Source organism: Amycolatopsis nivea (genome assembly GCF_004522235.1).
Classification (GTDB): domain Bacteria; phylum Actinomycetota; class Actinomycetes; order Mycobacteriales; family Pseudonocardiaceae; genus Amycolatopsis; species Amycolatopsis nivea.
In genome coordinates this window covers 1-19,751 of sequence record NZ_SDLT01000077.1, presented here as the reverse complement: position 1 = coordinate 19,751, position 19,751 = coordinate 1, and the positions used below count along the sequence as shown (strand labels likewise).

Sequence of the window (19,751 nt, the reverse complement as noted above, 5' to 3'; positions counted from 1 at the left end):
GTTCGCCGAAATCGTCCGCTCCGTGCTCTGACTACCGGGCCCAGTTAGCTTCCTGAGCAGCCCAGTAGCGCTCGTAATCGACGTCCCACGTCGAATCGTGGCCTGGCTCGACAGCCTGGGCCACCGTCAGCTCCTCAAGCCGCACCGGCTTAGGCAGGGTCTGCCACCGGCGCGCGCGGTCTTCCCGTTCTCGGGCGTCCATGTTCCCAGCGTAGCGCCGGTCGACCCGGCGCACGAGAAGCAAACGGCCCGCCATCGTGGAGACACGATGGCGGGCCGGCAAAATCACGAAGCCCGCGGCAGCCTTCGACCAGGCGGGGCCGATTCGAGCCACGACAGGAACCCGGTCAGCGCGCCCGGTCCCATCGCGATCTCGATCGCTTCCTGGCCCGAGGACTCGCACCGCAGCACCGTCGAGCCCTCAGGCACCGCGTACGCCTCGGAACCCGACGGGTCCCGCCGGTCGGCGATCTGCATGCTTTCCCGCTGGAACACGCGGTCCGGGCCGGTGCGCAGGCTCCACACGCGGTACCAGACGAACTTCTCGCCCTCGTACCGGCCGAGGCCGAGATGCCAGCTCGACCGCGGGCTGTCCGGACGCCACCGCAGCGCCACGCTGACGCCGCCGCCGCGGCGCATCCGGATCCACCGCTGGCCGTACCAGCCGACCACGACGACGAGCACGATCAGGAGCACTAGCACCACCACAGCGATCTGCACGGCCCGGCTCCTGCCCGTCTAGTCCGCTCAGACCGATTGTCCAGCCGCGCGGAGCTGGGCCGAGGCCCTCGTCCGCTCGGCCTCGTCGCCGGTGCTGAGGGCTGCCTTCGCGGCGGCCACGTCGATTTCGTCGGACAGTTCCGCGCTCTCCGCGAGCACGCTCACCCCGGTCGCGGTCACGGACAGGAACCCGCCGTGCACCGCCGCGGTCAGCACGTCGCCGTCCGTCGTGGTCACCTTCACCACGCCACCCTCGACGAGCTGGCCCAGCACCGGCTCGTGTCCGGGCATGATGCCGATCTCGCCCTCGGTGGTCTGCGCCACCACGAAGGCGGCGGTACCCGACCAGAGCCGGCGCTCGACGGCAACCAGCTCCACGGACATCTCAGCCACGTAGCACTCCTTCGCTCGGGGTGTCACCACCGAGTGTAATAGGTCTTGCTTCGGTTACGAGAACGGCGGGGGCCGATGTCCACAATGGACAGTGCCCCCGCCGGTCTCACGCACTCACTTGCCGGTGATCTCGTGGTACTTCTTCTCGAGGTCCTCGAGCCCGCCGATGCCCAGGAACGCCTGCTCCGGGTAGTGGTCGAAGTCGCCCTTGGTGATGCGGTCGAACGACTCGATCGTCTCGGCCAGCGGCACCGTGGAGCCCGGGATCTGCGTGAAGGCCTCGGCCACCAGCATGTTCTGGGACAGGAACCGCTCGATCCGGCGCGCCCGCTGCACGGTCAGCTTGTCCTCTTCGGAAAGCTCGTCCATGCCGAGGATCGCGATGATGTCCTGCAGCTCCTTGTACTTCTGCAGGATCCGGATGACCTCGGACGCGACGCGGTAGTGGTCCTCGCCGACGATCGCCGGGTCGAGGATCGTCGACGTCGACGCCAGCGGGTCCACCGCCGGGAAGATGCCCTTCTGGAACACCGACCGGGAAAGCTCGGTGGTGGCGTCCAGGTGGGCGAACGTCGTCGCCGGGGCCGGGTCGGTGTAGTCGTCCGCGGGCACGTAGATCGCCTGCATCGAGGTGATCGAACGGCCTCGGGTCGAGGTGATCCGCTCCTGCAGCTGGCCCATCTCGTCCGCCAGCGTCGGCTGGTAGCCCACGGCCGAAGGCATGCGGCCCAGCAGGGTCGACACCTCGGAACCGGCCTGGGTGAACCGGAAGATGTTGTCGATGAACAGCAGCACGTCCTGGTTCTGGACGTCGCGGAAGTACTCCGCCATGGTCAGCGCGGACAGCGCGACGCGCATACGCGTGCCCGGCGGCTCGTCCATCTGGCCGAACACGAGGGCGGTGTCGTTGATGACGCCGTCCTCGGACATCTCCAGGAAGAGGTCGTTGCCCTCACGGGTGCGCTCGCCGACGCCGGCGAACACCGACGTACCGCCGAAGTTCCGGGCGACACGGGTGATCATTTCCTTGATCAGCACCGTCTTGCCCACGCCCGCGCCGCCGAACAGGCCGATCTTGCCGCCCTGCACGTACGGGGTCAGCAGGTCGACGACCTTCAGGCCGGTCTCCAGCATCTCCGTCTTGCCCTCGAGCTGGTCGAAGGGCGGCGGGTTGCGGTGGATGCCCCAGCGCTCGAGGTCCTCGCCGTAGCCAGGCTCGTCGAGGCACTCGCCGAGCGCGTTGTAGACGTGGCCCTTGACCTTGTCGCCCACCGGGACGGTGATCGGGCCGCCGGTGTCGGTGACCTCCGCACCGCGGACGAGGCCGTCCTGCGGCTGCAGCGAAATCGTGCGCACCAGGTTGTCGCCGAGGTGCGCGGCGACCTCGAGGGTCACCGTCTTGCGCAGCTGCTCGAACTCGATGTCGACCTTGAGCGCGTTGAACTGGTCGGGAACGGAACCGCGCGGGAACTCGACGTCGACGACCGGCCCGGTCACCGAGACGATGCGCCCCTTGGCGCGCGGGGCTTCAGTACTGGTCATCAGTCATCACTTCCTGCTGCGGTGAGCGCGTTCGCGCCACCGACGATTTCGGAGATCTCCTGGGTGATCTGCGCCTGCCGGGCCTGGTTCGCCTCCCGCGTCAGCGTGTTCACCAGTTCGTTCGCGTTGTCCGACGCGGCCTTCATCGCCGTGCGGCGGGCGGCCAGTTCGGACGCCGCGGACTCGAGCAGCGCGGAGTACAGCCGGGTGTTGATGTACTTCGGCAGCAGCGCGGAGAGCAGCTTGTCGGCGCTGGGCTCGAACTCGTAGCTCGGCAGCAGACCGGCAGGCTTCTCGTCCTCGCCGTCGGAGTACTCGACTTCCAGCGGCGCGACGCGCTTGGCGACCGGGCGCTGCGTCAGCATCGACACGAACTCGGTGTAGACGACGTGGATCTCGTCCACGCCGGTGATGCCGTCCGCGTTGCCCGAAGCGTCGTCGACCCCGGCGTTGAAGGACTGCACCAGCGTCTCGGCCGCGGTGACCGCGTCCGGGTAGGCAGGCTGGTCGGAGAAGCCCGTCCAGCTGCCCGCCACCGCGCGGTTGCGGAACCGGTAGTAGTTCAGGCCCTTGCTGCCGGTGGTGTAGACGTCGACCTCCTTGCCTTCCTTCTTCAGGAGGGCAAGCAGCTCTTCGGTCGCCTTCAGCACGTTCGAGTTGTAACCGCCGCACTGGCCCTTGTCACTGGTGACGACCAGGACGGCGGCGCGCTTCGGGTTCGGGCGCTCGACCAGGAGCGGGTGGTCGAGGTTGGCCGCCGCGCCGGCCAGCGCCGAGAGCACCTTGGTGATCTCGTCCGCGTACGGCCGGGAAGCGGCGACCTTCGCGCGCGCCTTGGTGATGCGCGCGGTGGCGATGAGTTCCATCGCCTTGGTGATCTTGCCGATCGACTTCGTCGCCTTGATGCGCGAGCGAAGCTCCCGGAGTTGTGCGGCCATGGGCTACCAGCTCACTTCTTCGGGGCGGGCTTGTTGACCTTGACGGTCTCCTGCCCGACCTTCTCGGCGGCCATCGCGTCGGCGTTCGACTCGAGCGGCTTGCCCTCGGAGGTGGTGAACTCCTTCTTGAACTCGTTCACCGCCGCGATCAGCGCGTCGCGGGTGTCGTCCTCGAACTTGCCGGTGTCGCGGATCGCGCCCAGCACCTCGGCGTGCTTGCGCTTCGCCGAGTCGAGGAACTCGAGGTTGAAGCGGCGCACGTCCTCGGTCGGGACCGAGTCGAAGTAGCCGTTCGTGCCCAGGTACACCGTGGCGACCTGCTCCTCGACCGGGACCGGCGAGTACTGCGGCTGCTTGAGCACCTCGTACAGCCGGGCGCCGCGCTCCAGCTGCGCCTTCGACGCGTCGTCCAGGTCCGAGGCGAAGGCGGCGAACGCCTCCAGCTCGCGGTACTGGGACAGGTCGATGCGCAGCGAGCCCGCGACGTTCTTCATCGCCTTGACCTGCGCGGCGCCACCCACGCGGGACACCGAGATGCCCACGTCGATGGCCGGGCGCTGGCCGGCGTTGAAGAGGTCCGACTGGAAGAAGCACTGGCCGTCGGTGATCGAGATGACGTTCGTCGGGATGTAGGCCGACACGTCGTTGGCCTTGGTCTCGATGATCGGCAGACCGGTCAGCGAGCCCGCGCCCAGCTCGTCCGAGAGCTTCGCGCAGCGCTCGAGGAGACGGGAGTGCAAGTAGAAGACGTCGCCGGGGAACGCCTCGCGGCCCGGCGGGCGGCGCAGCAGCAGCGAGATCGCGCGGTAGGCGTCGGCCTGCTTGGTCAGGTCGTCGAACACGATCAGGACGTGCTTGCCCTCGTACATCCAGTGCTGGCCGATGGCCGAGCCGGTGTAGGGGGCGATCCACTTGAAGCCCGCCGAGTCCGAGGCCGGGGCCGCGACGATGGTGGTGTACTCCATCGCGCCCGCGTCCTCGAGCGCCGACTTCACCGAGGCGATCGTGGAGCCCTTCTGGCCGACCGCGACGTAGATGCAGCGAACCTGCTTCTTCGGGTCGCCGGTCTCCCAGTTGGCCTTCTGGTTGATGATCGTGTCCACCGCGACCGCGGTCTTGCCGGTCTTGCGGTCGCCGATGATCAGCTGGCGCTGGCCGCGGCCGATCGGGGTCATCGCGTCGATCGCGGTGATGCCCGTCTGCAGCGGCTCGGACACCGGCTGGCGCTCGACCACCGAGGCGGCCTTGAGCTCCAGCGCGCGGCGGCCGGTGGTCTCGATCTCGCCGAGGCCGTCGATGGCCTGGCCGAGCGGGTTGACGACCCGGCCGAGGTAGCCGTCGCCGACCGGCACCGAGAGGACCTGACCGGTCCGCTTGACCTGCTGGCCTTCTTCGATGCTCTCGAAGTCGCCGAGGATCGCCGCGCCGATGGAGCGCGCGTCCAGGTTCAGCGCCACGCCAAGGACGCCGCCCGGGAACTCGAGCAGCTCGTTGGCCATGGCCGAGGGCAGCCCTTCGACGTGGGCGATGCCGTCACCGGCGTCGGCGACGACGCCGACCTCTTCCCGCTCCACCGAAGGGGCGTAACTCGAGACGTAATTCTCGATCGCGTGGGCGATCTCGTCCGAGGAGATCGTCAGCTCCGCCATTTCGTTCCCGCTCTCGCTTCTGTTCTGTCCAGTGTGCAAAGTCTGTTGTGCCGCTCAGGCCCGGCTCAGCGTGCGGCGCACCGCCGCCAGCTGCCCGGAGGTGCTGCCGTCGATGACCTCGTCCCCGACGCGGACGACGAGGCCGCCGCCGAGTGCCGGGTCGATCTCGACGTGCAGCGCGATCGGCCGCCCGTAGATGCCGTCGAGCTTGGTCCCGAGAAGGGCCCGCTGCTCGTCGGTGAGCGCGTTCGCCGAGGTCACGTACGCGACCGAGCGTTCGCGCCGCTCCGCGGCCAGCGCGACCAGCTTGTCGAGCCCGTTGCCGATGCCGCGCCCCTTGGCGCGCTGCACGGCCTGCTCGACCAGGGTCTCGACGACCGCGTCGACCTTGCCCGCGAACAGCCCGCGGACCAGGGTCCGCTTCGCGTCGGCGGGAGCGCTCAGGTCGGACAGCGCCGCCTCGAGTTCCGGGGCGCCCGCGACGATCCGCGCGACCTGGAACAGCTGAGACTCGACGGTTTCGATGTTCCCGGCCTTTTCGGCGGCGGTGAGCAGCGCCGAACGGCCGACCGACTCGAGCCCGTCCACCAGCTCGCGGGGACTGGACCAGCGGCTGCCCGCCACGGTGTCGAGCACCTTCAGGGCCTGCTCGCTCAGCTTTCCGTCGAACAGGCGGCGGACCAGGCCCTGGCGGCTCTCCGGAGCGACCGAAGAATCGCCGACCGCGCGGCGCAGGCCGATTTCGCGGTCAAGGAGGTCGACGACCGAGAGCAGCTCGTCCCCGACCTTCGCGGGGTCAGCGCCCGCTCCGGCCAGCACCTCGCCGAGCGAGCGCTCGGCGAGGTCGAGCGCTTCACGGCTCGCAGCATGCAGCGTCATCTCTGGTTACTTCCCCGCTCCGTTGGTGGCACCGGCGGTGTCCAGCTCCGCGAGGAACCGGTCGACGGTGCCGCGACGGCGCGCCTCGTCCTCGAGCGACTCGCCGACGATCCGGCCGGCCAGCTCGACCGCGTTGCGGCCCATTTCGGCCCGCAGCTCGGCGACGATCTGCGCCTTCTGCGCCTGCAGCTGGGCGTGGCCCTGCGCCACGATCCGCTGGGATTCGGCCTCGGCCTGCTCCCGCAGCTCCGCCTTGATCTGCTCGGCTTCGAGCCGGGCGTCGTCGCGGATCTTCGCGGCCTCGGAACGGGCGTCCGCCAGCTGCGCCTTGTACTCCGACAGCGCCTTCTCGGCCTCTGCCTGAGCCTTCTCGGCCTTCTCGATCCCGCCTTCGATCTTCTGCGCCCGCTCCTCGTACGTCTTCTCGAAACGAGGGACGACGTACTTCTTGAGGATGAACAGCAGGATCAGGAAGGCGACGATGCCGAGGATCAGTTCCGAGGGTTCCGGAACGATCGGGTTGTGGGCTTCTGCCGCTAGCACCACTTCGGTCTTCAGCACAACGTCTCCTTACGCGAGAGCGGACGACTCAGGCGGAGGCGATGAAGTAGATGACGATACCGATCAGGGCCAGCACCTCGGTGAGCACGAAGGTGGCGTAACCGATGCCCTGCAGCTTGCTCTGGGCCTCCGGCTGGCGCGCGGTGCCGTTGATCACCGCGGCGAAGATCAGGCCCACACCGATGCCGGGGCCGATCGCGCCCAGGCCGTAGCCGATCGCGGCGAGGCCCTTGTTGATGCTGACGGCTTCGGCGGCCTGCTGGGCCAGAACGATGTTGCTCACGTGCGTTTCCCTTCACTTCGGTCCGCGCACTCACGCGGATCGGGGTCTTTAGGTGTTCTCAGTGCTCCGACGCCAGCGCGGCGCCGATGTACCCCGCGGAGAGCAGGGCGAAGATGTACGCCTGGAGGCACTGGATGAACGCCTCCAGGAACGTCAGGCCGATGGCGAAGATCCACGCCACCAGCGACACCGGCTTCAGCGCGATGCTCGAGGTCTCGGTCAGCAGGAAGGTGCCGCCGAGGGTGAAGACCGCCAGGATCAGGTGACCCGCGAACATGGCGGCGAAAACACGGATGGCGAGCGTGAGCGGGTTGAGGAAGAACTTTTCCGCGAACTCGATCACCGCGAACAGCGGAAGCACCGGACCGGGGACCCCGGCGGGCGCGAGCTCCTTCTTGAAGTACGCGCGGACGCCGTGCTTCTTGATCCCGGCGTAGTGGTACATCGGGTAGACCACGAGCACCGACAACGCGATCGGGAACCCGAACCGCGCCATGGTGGGGAACTGCAGCAACGGGATGACCCCGTAGAGGTTGTTCAGCAGGATGAAGGTGAACAACGCGAAGATGACCGGCACGAAGCGCTGGAAGTCTTTCGAGCCGATCTGCTCGCGGGCGATGTTGTTGCGCGCGAAGTCGTAGATGCCTTCGGCCACGAACTGGCCTTTGGTCGGAACGACCTTCAGCTTGCGCGTCGCCAGCAGGAAGTACCCCGCGATGATGATCACCGAGAGCACCACCAGGAGCATCGGCTTCGTGACGAAGCCGAACAACGGCGGCAGCTCAAAGCTTTCGGCGCCAGGGGGCGCGAAGGTCGCACCCTCGGTCAGTACCAGCGCGGCCACTGGGCTCCTCCCGGTTCTCCCGGCCGGCGTTCACTCCGCCGGGGGAATCGTCACGATCTGGACTTAACGTACCCGATACGCATCGGGACGCCGGAGGCGGCGGTACCCACCGTGCGCGGAGCCAAACACCGGTCTGCGCTCGAGGGATGTCTCGCGTGAACACTGCCCTGCGGTCTACTTCGGACCAGCCGGTGAGAGAGGCGGAACCATCCGGTCGCCACACTGCTGATCGCGGTTCGTCGTCGGGAGTGCGCGGCCGAGGCCGCCACCCATGACGCGGACCATACCAGCAGGTCAATCACTGCCGTACAGGCGTACTCCTTACCAGCCGAACGGTCCAGGACCTAAGTCCCGGATCCGGCTGGGACCCTTGTCCCGAATCCGTCAATTCGAGGCGGGAATGATGGTCGGGATACGCGCTTTGCGGAATGTCGCGAACTCCACAGCGGCCGCTACGAGAATGGCGACGATCATCGTGATCCCGAGGGAAAGCGGGTGCAGCACGGTGACGCCCTTGAGCAGAGTGAGCGCGAGGAACAGGAGGATGACCTTCGCCGCGTAACCGCCGAGAGCGATGAGCATCACCAGCGAGGGGTCCTGTCCGGCGGATACCTTCATCATGCCCAGCGTCGACAGCGAGGCGACCATCGCCAGCACGCCGCCGACCAGGGCGCCGAGGAAGCCGTGCAGTCCGTTGAGGACGGTGAAAAGCACAATGCAGACCAGGATGAACGGCGGCGTGAACAGCAGCGAGGCGCGCGTCATCGAGCGCGCGAGCTGGCGCACCGGAGCGGCGTGCGGGTTCTCCGCGGAGGACGCAGCTTTGGCCTGAGCCGTGGCCTGGGACGTCTCGGGCGTCGTCTCCGGCGTCTCGGTGTCGCTCACTGCAATCGCTCCTCGTTCGGTTCGACCCGCCAGTATAGACCGCCCGCGGGCTCAGACGCCGTGGCGGTGCCGGGAACGCAGTCGCGGCACGAGAGAAACGAGCACCGCGACCACCAGTGCGGCGGCAATCGCCCAGAACACGACCGGGCTGTCGAAAATCGTGATGGAGACCGCTCCGAAAGAGAGAATTCCGGCCCACAAATAGATCAGCAGCACCGCGCGCCGTTGCGAATGGCCGATTTCCAGCAGCCGGTGGTGCAGATGCATTTTGTCGGCGGCGAACGGGCTCTGCCCGCGCCGCGTGCGCCGGACGACGGCCATCACGAGGTCGAGCACCGGCACGAAAAGCACGGCCACGACGACCACCAGCGGGGACAGCAGGGCGAGCGCGTCCGAGGCGGAGAACCGGGTGTAGTTGACCCGTCCGCTCGCCGACGTGGTGGCCCCGGCGAGCATCAGCCCGATCATCATCGATCCGGAGTCGCCCATGAAAATTTTGGCCGGCTGGAAGTTGTACGGAAGGAAACCGAGACAGGCCCCGGCGAGCGCGGCGGCGATGAGCGCGGGCGGGTAGGCGCCGAAGTCGCCGCCCGCGTTGTCGAGCAGGCCGATCGAGAACGCGCAGGTGGCCGCCGCGGCGATGAAGCCGAGCCCGCCGGCCAGCCCGTCGAGGCCGTCGACGAAGTTCATCGCGTTGACCATCACCACGACCATCACGACGGTCAGCAGCGCGCCCTGGTTCTTGTCCAGCACCAGCACCGAGCCGATGGAATCGCCGTTGCCGCCCCACGGCACCCAGAACGACACCCACTGCACGCCGAAGATGACGAGGATCCCGGCGCACATGACCTGTCCGGCGAGCTTCGTCCACGCGTCGAGTTCGAACCGGTCGTCCAGGATGCCGATGAGCGAGATGACGCCCGCCGCGAGCAGCACGCCGACCGCGTCGTAGGAGACGTCGAAACCGTGGCTGAGCGCGGGAAGCTGGTGCGCGAGGCCCATCGCGGCGGCGATCCCGAGGTAGATGCCGACGCCGCCCATCCGCGGGATCGGCTTGACGTGCACGTCGCGCGCGCGGGGGTTGGCGATCGCGCCGATCCGGATGGCCACGCGCCGCACGACGCCGGTCAGCAGATAGGTCACCGCGGTCGCGGTCAGCGCGACGAGCAAGTACTCCCGGATCGGGAGAAGTCCTTGGACTACAGGCATGACCGCGTCACGCCCGCCGGGAGGTCGGAGTCACCGCGCCACGCTACCGCGCCCGCGTGCGGCCACGGTGAACGGCAGTCACTTCCGCGGCTCAGTCCAGCGTCTCCTCGGCGACGCCGATCACCTCGGCGATGGCCGCCTTCGTGACCGCGCCCTCGCGCAGCACCAGCGGCTTGTCGCCGGTCAGGTCCACGATGGACGAAGCCACCGTTTCCCCGCTCGACCCGCCGTCGAGGTACACCGACACCGAATCGCCGAGCTGCTCCTGCGCGTCTTCGACGGTCGAAGCGGGCGAACGCCCGGAGACGTTCGCGCTCGACACCGCCATCGGGCCGACGTCGCGCAGCAGCTCGAGCGCGACTGGATGCAGCGGCATCCGCAGCATCACCGTGCCGCGCGAGTTGCCGAGATTCCACTGCAGACTCGGCGCGTGCGGCAGCACGATCGAAAGGTCGCCCGGCCAGAACGCCTCGATGAGCGCCCGCGCCTGCGGCGGAACGCCGAGCACCAGACCGTCCACAGTGGACCAGGAGCCGACGAGGACACCGACCGGCATGTCCGGGCCGCGGTTCTTCGCCCGCAGCAACGCCTGGACGGCGCCGGAGTCGAACGCGTCCGCACCGATGCCGTACACCGTGTCCGTCGGCAGGACGACCAGCCGGCTCGACCGCACCGCGGCGGCCGCCGCGGACAGGCCTTCGGCTCGGGATTCGCGCTTGCCGCAGTCGTAGACCGCACTCATGCCGCGAAGCCTATCCCCCGCCACCCCGGGCGGGCCCTGCCGAGGTACGTGAGGGGAACCCTGAAGGAATCAGAGTCAATGCGGGTTCCCCTCACGGACAGTCAGCGGTCAGGCGCCGTAACTGGCCTGCTTCACCGCGAACACGTTGCGGTTTCCCGCGCCCTCCTGCAGCGACCACAGCAGATCCGCGTCCTTCGGGTCCTCCCAGTACGAAATGCTCTCCCCGCTGCTCACCCAGGAGTGCGTGGCCGGGCCTGCGGTCGGGGTCCAGTAGTAGAGCTGCTTCGCGGCGGACGAGTTGAACCACCAGCGGCCGTTGTGCGAGGCGACGCCGTTGAGGTTGTACCAGGGCAGCTTCAGCGCCTGGCTCGCCGTCGTGGAGGCCGCGAACGTCGTCGCGCCCGAGGCGAACGGGAAGCGCACCGCGCGCGGGGCGCGGTTCGGGTAGTCGGTGCAGTCGGCCTTGCAGGTGTACTCGGTCATCACGATCGACTTGCTGACCCGGTCCAGCGAGATGCTCGACCAGACCAGGTTCGTGCCGGACGTCGTGTGCGCGGCGACCGTGCCCACCTGCGGCAGCACGTAGCGGTAGTTGTGCGCGTAGTACTGGCCGCCGGACAGGCCGATCTGGTCCGCCGTGCCGCCCGAGTTGACCTCGAGGATCTTGCGCATGTCGAAGACCCGCATGCCGCCGCCGGTGTCGGCGACGTACAGGTAGTCGCCGTACCAGGAGACGCCGCCCGCGTGGATCGGGATGTCCTTGTAGTTCGGCGATGCGTTGGTGCCGGTCGGTTCGACGAGCAGGATCTTGCGGTACTTGTTCGGGTACGTCGCGTCCCAGTCGGCGAGCGTGATCCGGCTGCGGACCTGTTTGCCGCCGCATTTGTCGCGCGTGTACCAGCTGACCGCGACGAGCTGGTGCCCGTCGTAGTTGCCGCCGTTGTCGCCGCCGACCGCGTCGCGGCTGGTGGTGATGCCCTGCGGGTAATTGGTGCAGTCGCTGTTGTCGCCGTCGTCGAACCGGAAACCGCCGGTGAGCCCGGCCGGTTTGAAGGTGGACGGCAGCGCTTGGCGGTCGTGGTTCGCGTTGTCCATGACGGTGTGCACCGGCACGGTGTGCAGCTTCCCCGCGAGGCCGGAGTAGACCGCGTCGTATTTGTGGTAGTCCGAGGTCAGCGTGTATTCGCTGGCCGGGAGGGTGGTCGGTCCGGCGGCGGCGGACGCGCTGGTGGCGCTCGCGGTGAGCGCGCTGGCGGCGATGAGCGCCGCTCCGCAGCCGGCGGTGATGCGATGACGCAAGAACATGGACTCCCCCAGAAGTCTGATTGTTCGGCCGCCTCAAGGTAGGGGGTCGCTCGATAGAGGGCAACCCGGTCGAAAGGCGCCATCCGCCGTTCGGACGGATGACGCCTTTCGTGACTCAGAACCCGATCGCGGTACAGGCGGTCGTCGTGGTCTTCGCCGGGTCGGCGATCGACGTCGCGGTCAGCCGTACACGCGCGGTGTGTGGTGCGCCCGCCGAGCGTTTCGCGTACGCCTGGATTTGCGTCGAGCCGCCGAACTTGGCGGTGGTCAACGCGTTCGGGAGCCGGACTTCCCAGCCGCGGGTGTCGGTGGACGCGGTCAGCCGGTAGGTGTCCTGGTCGTACGGGGCTGCCGCGCCGCGTGCCGAACCCTGGTTCGACAGGCGGAAGTCGCAGGTAGCGAGGCCGCCGCGGGCGAACGCGGGCAGTGCGGGCCACAACCACGCGCCGCGCGCCTGCGGTCCGGCGCCGTCGAGCGACGCGACGGTGACCGTGTACGACAGCACGCCGCGGCTGTCGCGGTCGAGGTCGGTGACGAGGAAATGCAACCGGTTGGCCTCGTCGGTGTACTCGTAACCGCTGGACGCGCCGGTGCCCGCCTTGAACGTGGCGTCGTTGAGCTGCCGATAGTCGCCGACGGTGATCTTGACCGGGGTGCCGTCCGGGCGGACGTAGTCGGTCAGGCCGATGTCCTGCGGGTTCGCGTCCACGATCCATTCGAACGGCGCGGCGTCGCGGCTCTTGGTCTTGGCCAGCAGGACACCGGAGTCCGGGGCGAACGAGTCCGAGCCCATCCGGTCGACGACCTCCACGCTGTAGTGGTCATATCCGCCGCCGTCGCACTTCGGGTCCTTCGCCGGATCGCACTTGGGCGAACGGTCCCCGCCGGTGAGCGCGATCGTGATGCCCGCGTACGCGCCTTGCTCCGGCACCGCCTCCCGGGCGGTCACGCGGGCGGTGACCGGACCGGTCGTGGCGAGCTGGTTCCGGTCGAGGTTCAGGACGGACTTCGGATCGACGATGCCGAGCTTGAGTTTGTTGCGCAGCATGTGGTGCGCGCCCATCGAACCGCCTTCGGTCGCCGGGATCTGCCAGCGCGTGTGCGGGCCGCCGGGACCGTTGAAACTGCCGCGCGACAACATTTCCCACGGTCCGGTGTAGGACCGGCGGGGCGGATCGCCGAACGGGTTGTTGTAGTTGTCGCCGATGCCGAGGATGTGGCTGAACTCGTGCGCGAACACGCCCTGGCCGGAGCTTTCCGCCTGCGTCGAGGATCCGTTGGCCGCGTTGGGCCAGATGGTCGACGCCGACGCCCACGACGTCCACGGCACGTACCGCGTGTGCGCCCAGTTCTGGTCGCCCGGTTTGCTGCCCGGCGGGCCGAATTCGGCGGGCACGTTCTCCTTCGAGCCGAATTTCATCTCGCCGAATTCCTGCCACGTCGAGCTTTCGTCCTGGCCCGCGGAAAGGAAGAAGACGAAGTCGAACTGGTCGGCGACCGGACCGACGTCGGCGCGCCACGCGTCGCCCGCGTCCTTGCGCAGGTCCCGGGTGCAGTCGGCGTCCGCCGGACAGTCCTGCGGCTGCATTTCCATGCCGTACTCGAAGGATTTGCCCGGCATCCGGTAGGGGCCGAACGCGGTGAGGTCGACGCCGAACCGGCCGCCGGAGTCCTCCATCCAGTACTCGTTGATGGTGTGGCCGTGGTTGAGGGTTTCGGGTTTGTTGAGGAAATCCTGGTAATGCTGCGCGACTTTCTCGCGCGGCAGATTGCTGGCCGACGGCGACGGATTGCCGAAGACGGTCGAATGCGGCGGCTTCGTGACCACGAAATCGGCGTCCGGGTAGTCGGCGAGCACGACAGCGCCCTTGAACTTGCGCACGGTCGGCTTGAGCGACGGGTCGGCCCAGTTGGTGCCCGGGACGTGGCGGTAGTCCTGCCAGGTCATGCTCGCCTGGTCGGCCCAGTGCGCGGAGTCCAGCGGCGCGGGCCAGCCCCGCCCGATCGGATCAGCCGCGGCGGTCCCGGCGAGCAACGCGGGAGCCAGCGCCGCGACCGCCACGACGACAGCGACCCGGCCGCGCCTCGTGCGAGTGCGGTGAATCCGGCGGGGTAAGGGGGATCTCATCGTCGCTCCTCACTTCTCCGCCGGTCCGCCCGGCGGTCCCGAGGCCCGACGCTAACGGTGATCGTTAGGCGAGCGAACGAAATCCACCCCGCTGCCGCACGACGAAAGTCGGGCAAGACGAAGGCAAAGGTGCGAATGGCCCAGTGCGGGGGGTGGGCAGCAACGCGGGGAGTCTGTGAGGGGCTCCTTCACGGACGCCTGCGGGCTGTGAAGGGCACCTTCACGGACGTAGATTCCCTCAAGGAGCCCTTCACGGACGTCCGGGCAGGGCAAGGTTCGTGAGGGCCACCCTCACTGACGCTGATTCCTGCAGGGTTCCCCTCACGAACGCCTGCGGGCCGTGAAGGGCTCCCTCACGGACGTAGATTCCCTCAAGGAGCCCTTCACGGACATCCAGACACGGCAAGGTCCGTGAGGGCCACCCTCACGAACGCAGATTCCCCCAGGGTTCCCCTCACGACCCGCAACCGTCCGTGAAGGAGCCCTTCACGAGCGTTGCGCGAAGCGGGGCTCAGCCCAGTCGGCGAGCGGTGACGAACCGCGCGCGCCCGCTGTAGTCGGGATGGTCCTCCACCCCGGTCAGCACCCGGCGCGCCCGGACCAGTGCGGGCACCGCTGAGCCATGCGTGTCGTCGTGTTCGATCGCCAGGCCGCCGCCCGGGCGCAGCAGTCGCGCGCCGGCTGCGATCGCGTGCCGGATCACTGCCAGACCGCTTTCCTCCGCGAAGACCGCGCGGGCCGGGTCGTGTTCGCCTACCTCCGGCGGGACCGGGGTGCCCTCCGGGACGTACGGCGGGTTGCAGAGCACCAGGTCCACGAGACCGTCGAGTTCGGCGAACATCGTCGGATCCGCGATGTCGCCGGAGTAGAGCCGGATCGGGGTGTTGCCCGCCGCGGTGTGCACGTCGGCGTTGTGCCGGGCCCAGGCGAGCGCCTGCGGGTCGACGTCGACCGCGTAGACCACCGCGTCCGGGCGTTCGTGCGCGAGCGCCAGCGCCAGCGCGCCGGACCCGGTGCACAGGTCGACCACCACCGGGTATTCGCGGCCCTGGAGGAACTTCACGCCCCATTCGAGGAGCAGTTCGGTTTCCGGGCGCGGGACGAACACGCCCGCGCCGACGTTGACCGTGATGTTGCCGAGCGCGGCCCAGCCGGTGAGGTACTGCAGCGGGATCCGCTTGGCGCGCTGCGCGACGAGCTGGCCGATCGCGTCGATCACCGGCGGGTCGACCAGCGGCACCATCGGCAGCCTGCCCCGTTCGACGCCGAGTACGTGCGCGGCGATGAGATCCGCGTCCGACCGCGGCGATTCCACGCCCGCCTCGGTGAGGATCCGGGTGGCCTCCATGATGGCCAGGCGCAGCGGCTGCCGATTCACTGGTCGTCCTTCACTCGTCGAAACTGCCCCCGGAGGGGGTGCTGCCCAGCGTATCGACCCCCGGCCGCGCGGGGGTCACGCCTGGCCGAGATATCCGGACAGGACTTCGCGCCGCTGGGCGAGATCCCCGATCCGCCGGTCCACCTCGGCCAGTTCCCCGCGCAGCCTGCGCACCAGTTCCGGGCACAGGTCGAGGTGCGCGGCGGGTCCGCTCGCGCAGTCGAGCATCCCGGCGATCATCTCCGTGGTCAGGCCCGCGGCCAGCAGTTTCCGGATCTGGCACACCCGGACGACGGCCTCCTCGTCGTACACCCGGTACCCGCTCGTGTTGCGCTCCGAGGCCAGCAGGCCCTGTTCGCCGTAGTACCGCAGCAGCCGCGGCGCGACGCCGGTGCGCTGCGCGAGTTCGCCGATCAGCATCCGATTTTCTCCTGCTTCTGGCCTTCACACTGGTGTCAATCCTTAACGTCGCGAACATGACAGAACATTTCGCGCCCCTCGTCGCCGGACAGGGCCCCGGCCTGCTGCTCGCCCACGGCGCGGGCGGCGGCGTGACCGCCAATTTCGGTCCGCTGCTGGACGATCTCGCCCGCACGCACACCGTGGTCGGGGCCGATTACCCGGTCGCGGGCGGCACACTCGACGAACTGGCCGACGGGCTGGTCGCGACCGCCGTCGACGCCGGGGTCGAGAAGTTCGCCGTGCTCGGCTACTCGCTCGGCACGGCCGTCGCGATCCGCGTGGCGACCCGGCATCCCGAGCGCGTGACCGGCCTCATCCTCACCGCGGGCTTCGCCCGGCCGGACGCGCGGATGGAACTGGCGCTGGATGTGTGGGCAGAGCTGCTGAAAGGCGACCGCACTCTGCTCGCCAAGTACTTGATGCTGACCGCGGTCAGCGAGCCGTTCCTCGCCGCGCTGACGCCGGAGCAGGTCGCCGAGGCGGTCGCCGGGTTGGCCGCGTCGGTGCCCGCGGGGACGGCGAAGCAGGTCGAGCTGGTCCGGAAGGTCGACACCCGGGCGGAATTGGCGTCGATCGCGGTCCCGACGCTGGTGATCGCCACGACGCTGGACTCCCTCGTGCCGCCAAAGCACTCGCAGGAGTTGGCCGCCGGAATTCCCGGCGCGGAGCTGGTCGAAATCGCATCCGGGCACGGCATCGGCGAGGAAGCGCCGGAAGCCTGGCTCACCGCGATCCGGAAGGTGCTGCGATGAGCCGCCAGGTGGTCCTGCCGAACGAGTCCCCCGACCTGACCCCGCGCCGCCTCGCCGATCTCGCCCGGCTGGCTGAGGAGCTGGGGTACGAATCCGTGTGGCTGCCGGACCACGTGCTGCCGCCCGAGCCGTTCGGCGAGGTCTTCGGCGGCGTGTACGAACCGCTGGCGACGCTCGCCTATCTGGCCGCGGCGACCGAACGCGTGCAGCTGGGCACGTCCGTGGTGATCGTGCCGCTGCGCGAACCGCACCTGCTGGCCAAACAGGCCGCGACGATCGACCGGCTGTCCGGGCACCGGCTGGTGCTGGGCGTCGGCGCGGGGTGGAACGAGCCGGAGTTCGCGGAGATCGGCGCGGATTTCCCCCGCCGCGGCGCGACGCTGGACGAGACGCTTTCGTTGCTGGATCAGCTGTTCACCACCGGACGAGGCCGATCCGGCGGGTATTTCGAACCACGGCCGGAGGGCCGGATCCCGATTCTGGTCGGCGGGAATTCGACGGTCGCGCTGCGCCGAGCTGTCCGGGCCGGAGACCAATGGCTCAGCGCGGGCCTCTCACCGGAGGTTTTCGCGGAGCGGGTCGCGAAGCTGTCCCAGCTCGACCCGGAGCGGCGCGTGCGGCGGATCGCCAGGCAGCAGTACGACGAAGAAACTGCCGTCGAGACCTACCGTGCGTACCGGGACGCCGGGGCGGACGCGGTGGCCGTGCATTTCGGGGATGACAAGGGATACGAGGAACGGATGACGGCGTTCGCCGCGGCGACCTCGTGAGTGCCTGACCCAAGGAAAACCGCGGCCGCCGATTCCATTGTGGACGGACAGCGCGCCGCTCGGATTGCTTGGCCTGGCACCGATTTCGGTGCTGGTCAGCCCGACTGAGCGGCGAGCCGTTCCTCCCGGTCGGCCGAGGCCAGCGCGTCCAGCACCCCGTCCAGTTCGCCGTCGAGGACCTGGTCCAGGTTGTACGCCTTGTAGTTCACCCGGTGGTCCGAGATCCGGTTCTCCGGGAAGTTGTACGTCCGCACCCGCTCCGAACGGTCCACCGTCCGGACCTGCGAACGGCGCGCGTCCGACGCCTTCGCCGCGGCCTCTTCCTCGGCGACCTGCTGCAGCCGGGCCTGCAGCACCTGCAGCGCCCGCGCGCGGTTCTGGATCTGCGACTTCTCGTTCTGGCACGACACGACGATCCCGGTCGGCAGGTGGGTGATCCGCACCGCCGAGTCGGTGGTGTTGACGCTCTGCCCGCCGGGGCCCGACGAGCGGAACACGTCGATGCGCAGGTCGTTCGGGTCGATTTCGACCTCGACCTCTTCCGGTTCCGGATAAATCAGCACGCCGGACGCGGACGTGTGGATGCGGCCCTGCGATTCCGTCGCGGGCACGCGCTGCACCCGGTGCACGCCGCCCTCGAACTTCAGCCTCGCCCAGACGCCTTCGACGTCCGCGGTCTTGCTCTTGAGCGACAGCGTGACGTCCTTGTAGCCGCCCAGGTCCGACTCCGTCGAGTCGAGCACCTCGGCCTTCCAGTTGTGCCGCTCGGCGTAGCGCAGGTACATCCGCAGCAGGTCGCCGGCGAACAGCGCGGATTCCTCGCCGCCCTCGCCGGACTTGATCTCCATGACGACGTCGGAGCCGTCGTACGGGTCGCGCGGCAGCAGCAGTTCGGTGAGTTTCGCTTCGAGCTGCGGGATTTTCGCCGACAGCTCCTCGGCCTCGGCGGCGAACGCCGCGTCCTCGGTCGCCAGCTCCTTCGCCGCGGACAGGTCGTCGCGGGTCTGGTCCAGCTCGCGCACCGCACGCACGACCGGGCTCAGCTCGGCGTAGCGGCGGCCCAGTTTGCGGGCCCTGGCCTGGTCGGCATGCACCGCGGGGTCGGCGAGCTGCTGTTCCAGCTGTGCGTGCTCGTCGAGCAGCCCCTTGAGCGAACTCGAATCCACTTCGCCGTCTCCCTCTCGCGAACAGGCCCGGACAGAACAACGGCGCCCACCCGGGCGTGCGGGTGGGCGCCGTTGGACAAGCTACTTGGCGTCGGTCTTCTGCTGACGCTTGCCGTAGCGCTTCTCGAACCGGGCAACCCGGCCACCGGTGTCCATGATCTTCTGCTTGCCGGTGTAGAAGGGGTGGCAGTTCGAGCAGATCTCGACGTGGATCTGACCCGACTCCTTCGTGCTGCGGGTGACGAAGGTGTTCCCGCAGTTGCACGTGACGGTCGTGGTCACGTATTCGGGGTGAATACCGCTCTTCATGGTGTCCTCTCTCGTTGGCCCCGGGTCCCCAGTACGGGGTGAACCGGTGCCGGACTTCAGCGGGTCATTCTGCCAGACGTGCTGACAAGGGCTTCAACACACCCCGGTGACCAGGTATTCCGCCGCCGGTCGCGACCGTGGGTAGTGAAGGACATTCGCATTGTACGGATTTTGTACCCGCTGGCGTGAAGCTGGCCGAGTTCGTGAATCGCTCACTTTCTGGAGGTCCGGACATGCGCACGACCGACCTGCTCACCCGGCTCGCGAAGCCGGCCGCGGCGCTCGCCCTCGCCGCTTCCGCCGCGGTCTTCGCGCCTGCCGCGAATGCTTCCGGCGGCATCACCGCGGCGGACGTGAACCCCGCCGCCGGAACGTTCTCGGAGCTGTCCGAGGCGAACCTGACCGGGGCGGGCGACGGCACCCCGGCCGGCGCGGTCGCCTGGTACAAGGCGCACGCCGGAAGCACCGGGTGGGAGCACTACTGCGAGAAGGCCGCGGAGAATTCCTACGGCGTCACCGGGGTGTGGGCGTCGGCCAACGCACATTGGAACGGCGCCAGCCCGAAGCACACCAGCGGCAAACCGCCCGCCGGTTCGTTCGTGTACTGGAACATCAGCGCCTACGGCCACGTCGGCATCGCGGACGGCAACGGCGGTTTCTACGCCACGAGCGTCGGCGGCAAGATCGGCCACGGCAGCTCCACGAGCTACTTCAACAACTACCGCGGCTGGACCCCGGCCGCCGTCCCCCGCCACTGAGCTTTCTCCCCGCGCCACCTCCCCGGTGCGGCAGAAACGTCCGTGAAGACATCCCTGGGTTTTGTTTGTCAAGCGGCT

At 68.6% G+C, this 19,751-nt stretch carries 22 protein-coding genes; 3 read left to right on the top strand and 19 right to left on the bottom strand.

Going from position 1 to position 19,751, the window contains the following annotated elements; genetic code table 11:
- Window positions 1–31: 31 nt before the first annotated feature.
- From EIZ44_RS45025 to EIZ44_RS43305, 17 genes are all read right to left on the bottom strand, one after another.
- Window positions 32–202, bottom strand: coding sequence for a hypothetical protein (locus EIZ44_RS45025; RefSeq protein ID WP_167754470.1), 171 nt, complete (start codon window positions 200–202; stop codon window positions 32–34).
- A gap of 83 nt (window positions 203–285) precedes the next feature.
- Window positions 286–720 carry a DUF2550 domain-containing protein gene (locus tag EIZ44_RS43380; protein WP_134734501.1) on the bottom strand — a complete coding sequence of 145 codons (435 nt, stop codon included), beginning with the start codon at window positions 718–720 and terminating at the stop codon, window positions 286–288.
- 27 nt (window positions 721–747) lie between these two features.
- Window positions 748–1,113 carry a F0F1 ATP synthase subunit epsilon gene (locus EIZ44_RS43375; protein ID WP_037815362.1) on the bottom strand — a complete coding sequence of 122 codons (366 nt, stop codon included), beginning with the start codon at window positions 1,111–1,113 and terminating at the stop codon, window positions 748–750.
- Window positions 1,114–1,227: 114 nt separating this feature from the next.
- Window positions 1,228–2,655 (bottom strand): F0F1 ATP synthase subunit beta, encoded by a 1,428-nt coding sequence (gene atpD, locus EIZ44_RS43370; protein ID WP_037715400.1) that lies wholly within the window; start codon window positions 2,653–2,655, stop codon window positions 1,228–1,230.
- Complete coding sequence (locus tag EIZ44_RS43365) at window positions 2,655–3,593, bottom strand: F0F1 ATP synthase subunit gamma (RefSeq protein ID WP_037815364.1); 939 nt, start codon at window positions 3,591–3,593, stop codon at window positions 2,655–2,657. The genes atpD and EIZ44_RS43365 overlap by 1 nt, the downstream gene beginning before the upstream one ends.
- Window positions 3,594–3,604: 11 nt before the next feature.
- A complete protein-coding gene (gene atpA / locus EIZ44_RS43360) occupies window positions 3,605–5,242 on the bottom strand; it encodes a F0F1 ATP synthase subunit alpha (protein ID WP_043832102.1) in 1,638 nt (545 codons plus the stop codon).
- A 54-nt stretch (window positions 5,243–5,296) separates the two neighbouring features.
- A complete protein-coding gene (locus tag EIZ44_RS43355; protein WP_037815368.1) occupies window positions 5,297–6,121 on the bottom strand; it encodes a F0F1 ATP synthase subunit delta in 825 nt (274 codons plus the stop codon).
- A 6-nt stretch (window positions 6,122–6,127) separates the two neighbouring features.
- Window positions 6,128–6,682: a F0F1 ATP synthase subunit B gene (locus EIZ44_RS43350; RefSeq protein ID WP_037815370.1), complete on the bottom strand. Its 555-nt coding sequence runs from the start codon at window positions 6,680–6,682 to the stop codon at window positions 6,128–6,130.
- 28 nt (window positions 6,683–6,710) lie between these two features.
- Window positions 6,711–6,965, bottom strand: coding sequence for an ATP synthase subunit C-like protein (locus EIZ44_RS43345; protein ID WP_037815373.1), 255 nt, complete (start codon window positions 6,963–6,965; stop codon window positions 6,711–6,713).
- Window positions 6,966–7,023: 58 nt separating this feature from the next.
- On the bottom strand, window positions 7,024–7,809 hold the full coding sequence (gene atpB / locus EIZ44_RS43340; RefSeq protein ID WP_037815375.1) for a F0F1 ATP synthase subunit A: 786 nt from the start codon (window positions 7,807–7,809) through the stop codon (window positions 7,024–7,026).
- A gap of 384 nt (window positions 7,810–8,193) precedes the next feature.
- Window positions 8,194–8,694: a Cg1360 family ATP-synthase-associated protein gene (locus EIZ44_RS43335; RefSeq protein WP_037815377.1), complete on the bottom strand. Its 501-nt coding sequence runs from the start codon at window positions 8,692–8,694 to the stop codon at window positions 8,194–8,196.
- Between the two features lie 51 nt (window positions 8,695–8,745).
- A complete protein-coding gene (locus EIZ44_RS43330) occupies window positions 8,746–9,903 on the bottom strand; it encodes a glycosyltransferase family 4 protein (protein WP_037815379.1) in 1,158 nt (385 codons plus the stop codon).
- Between the two features lie 91 nt (window positions 9,904–9,994).
- Complete coding sequence (locus EIZ44_RS43325; RefSeq protein WP_037815380.1) at window positions 9,995–10,645, bottom strand: L-threonylcarbamoyladenylate synthase; 651 nt, start codon at window positions 10,643–10,645, stop codon at window positions 9,995–9,997.
- A 108-nt stretch (window positions 10,646–10,753) separates the two neighbouring features.
- Window positions 10,754–11,950, bottom strand: coding sequence for a hypothetical protein (locus tag EIZ44_RS43320; protein ID WP_037815381.1), 1,197 nt, complete (start codon window positions 11,948–11,950; stop codon window positions 10,754–10,756).
- Window positions 11,951–12,065: 115 nt separating this feature from the next.
- Complete coding sequence (locus tag EIZ44_RS43315) at window positions 12,066–14,078, bottom strand: M6 family metalloprotease domain-containing protein (RefSeq protein ID WP_134734500.1); 2,013 nt, start codon at window positions 14,076–14,078, stop codon at window positions 12,066–12,068.
- Window positions 14,079–14,589: 511 nt separating this feature from the next.
- Complete coding sequence (gene prmC / locus EIZ44_RS43310; protein ID WP_037815384.1) at window positions 14,590–15,456, bottom strand: peptide chain release factor N(5)-glutamine methyltransferase; 867 nt, start codon at window positions 15,454–15,456, stop codon at window positions 14,590–14,592.
- A gap of 75 nt (window positions 15,457–15,531) precedes the next feature.
- Complete coding sequence (locus EIZ44_RS43305; protein WP_037815386.1) at window positions 15,532–15,876, bottom strand: MerR family transcriptional regulator; 345 nt, start codon at window positions 15,874–15,876, stop codon at window positions 15,532–15,534.
- A gap of 56 nt (window positions 15,877–15,932) precedes the next feature.
- Here EIZ44_RS43305 and EIZ44_RS43300 point away from each other — a divergent pair, with 56 nt between their 5' ends.
- Window positions 15,933–16,670, top strand: coding sequence for an alpha/beta fold hydrolase (locus EIZ44_RS43300; protein ID WP_134734499.1), 738 nt, complete (start codon window positions 15,933–15,935; stop codon window positions 16,668–16,670).
- Entirely contained in the window at window positions 16,667–17,440 is a 774-nt protein-coding gene (locus tag EIZ44_RS43295; protein WP_037817409.1) for a TIGR03619 family F420-dependent LLM class oxidoreductase, read from the top strand. Before EIZ44_RS43300 ends, EIZ44_RS43295 begins: the two co-directional genes overlap by 4 nt.
- A gap of 95 nt (window positions 17,441–17,535) precedes the next feature.
- Here the strand turns inward: EIZ44_RS43295 and prfA are convergent, their stop codons facing one another.
- Together prfA and rpmE are read right to left on the bottom strand one after the other, a co-directional pair.
- Window positions 17,536–18,606 carry a peptide chain release factor 1 gene (gene prfA, locus EIZ44_RS43290; protein ID WP_037817408.1) on the bottom strand — a complete coding sequence of 357 codons (1,071 nt, stop codon included), beginning with the start codon at window positions 18,604–18,606 and terminating at the stop codon, window positions 17,536–17,538.
- Window positions 18,607–18,687: 81 nt separating this feature from the next.
- Window positions 18,688–18,915, bottom strand: a complete 228-nt coding sequence (gene rpmE / locus EIZ44_RS43285; protein ID WP_037817406.1) for a 50S ribosomal protein L31 — start codon at window positions 18,913–18,915, stop codon at window positions 18,688–18,690.
- A 233-nt stretch (window positions 18,916–19,148) separates the two neighbouring features.
- On the opposite strand from rpmE, the gene EIZ44_RS43280 reads away from it, so the two are divergent.
- On the top strand, window positions 19,149–19,673 hold the full coding sequence (locus EIZ44_RS43280) for a hypothetical protein (RefSeq protein WP_037817404.1): 525 nt from the start codon (window positions 19,149–19,151) through the stop codon (window positions 19,671–19,673).
- Window positions 19,674–19,751: the final 78 nt, after the last annotated feature.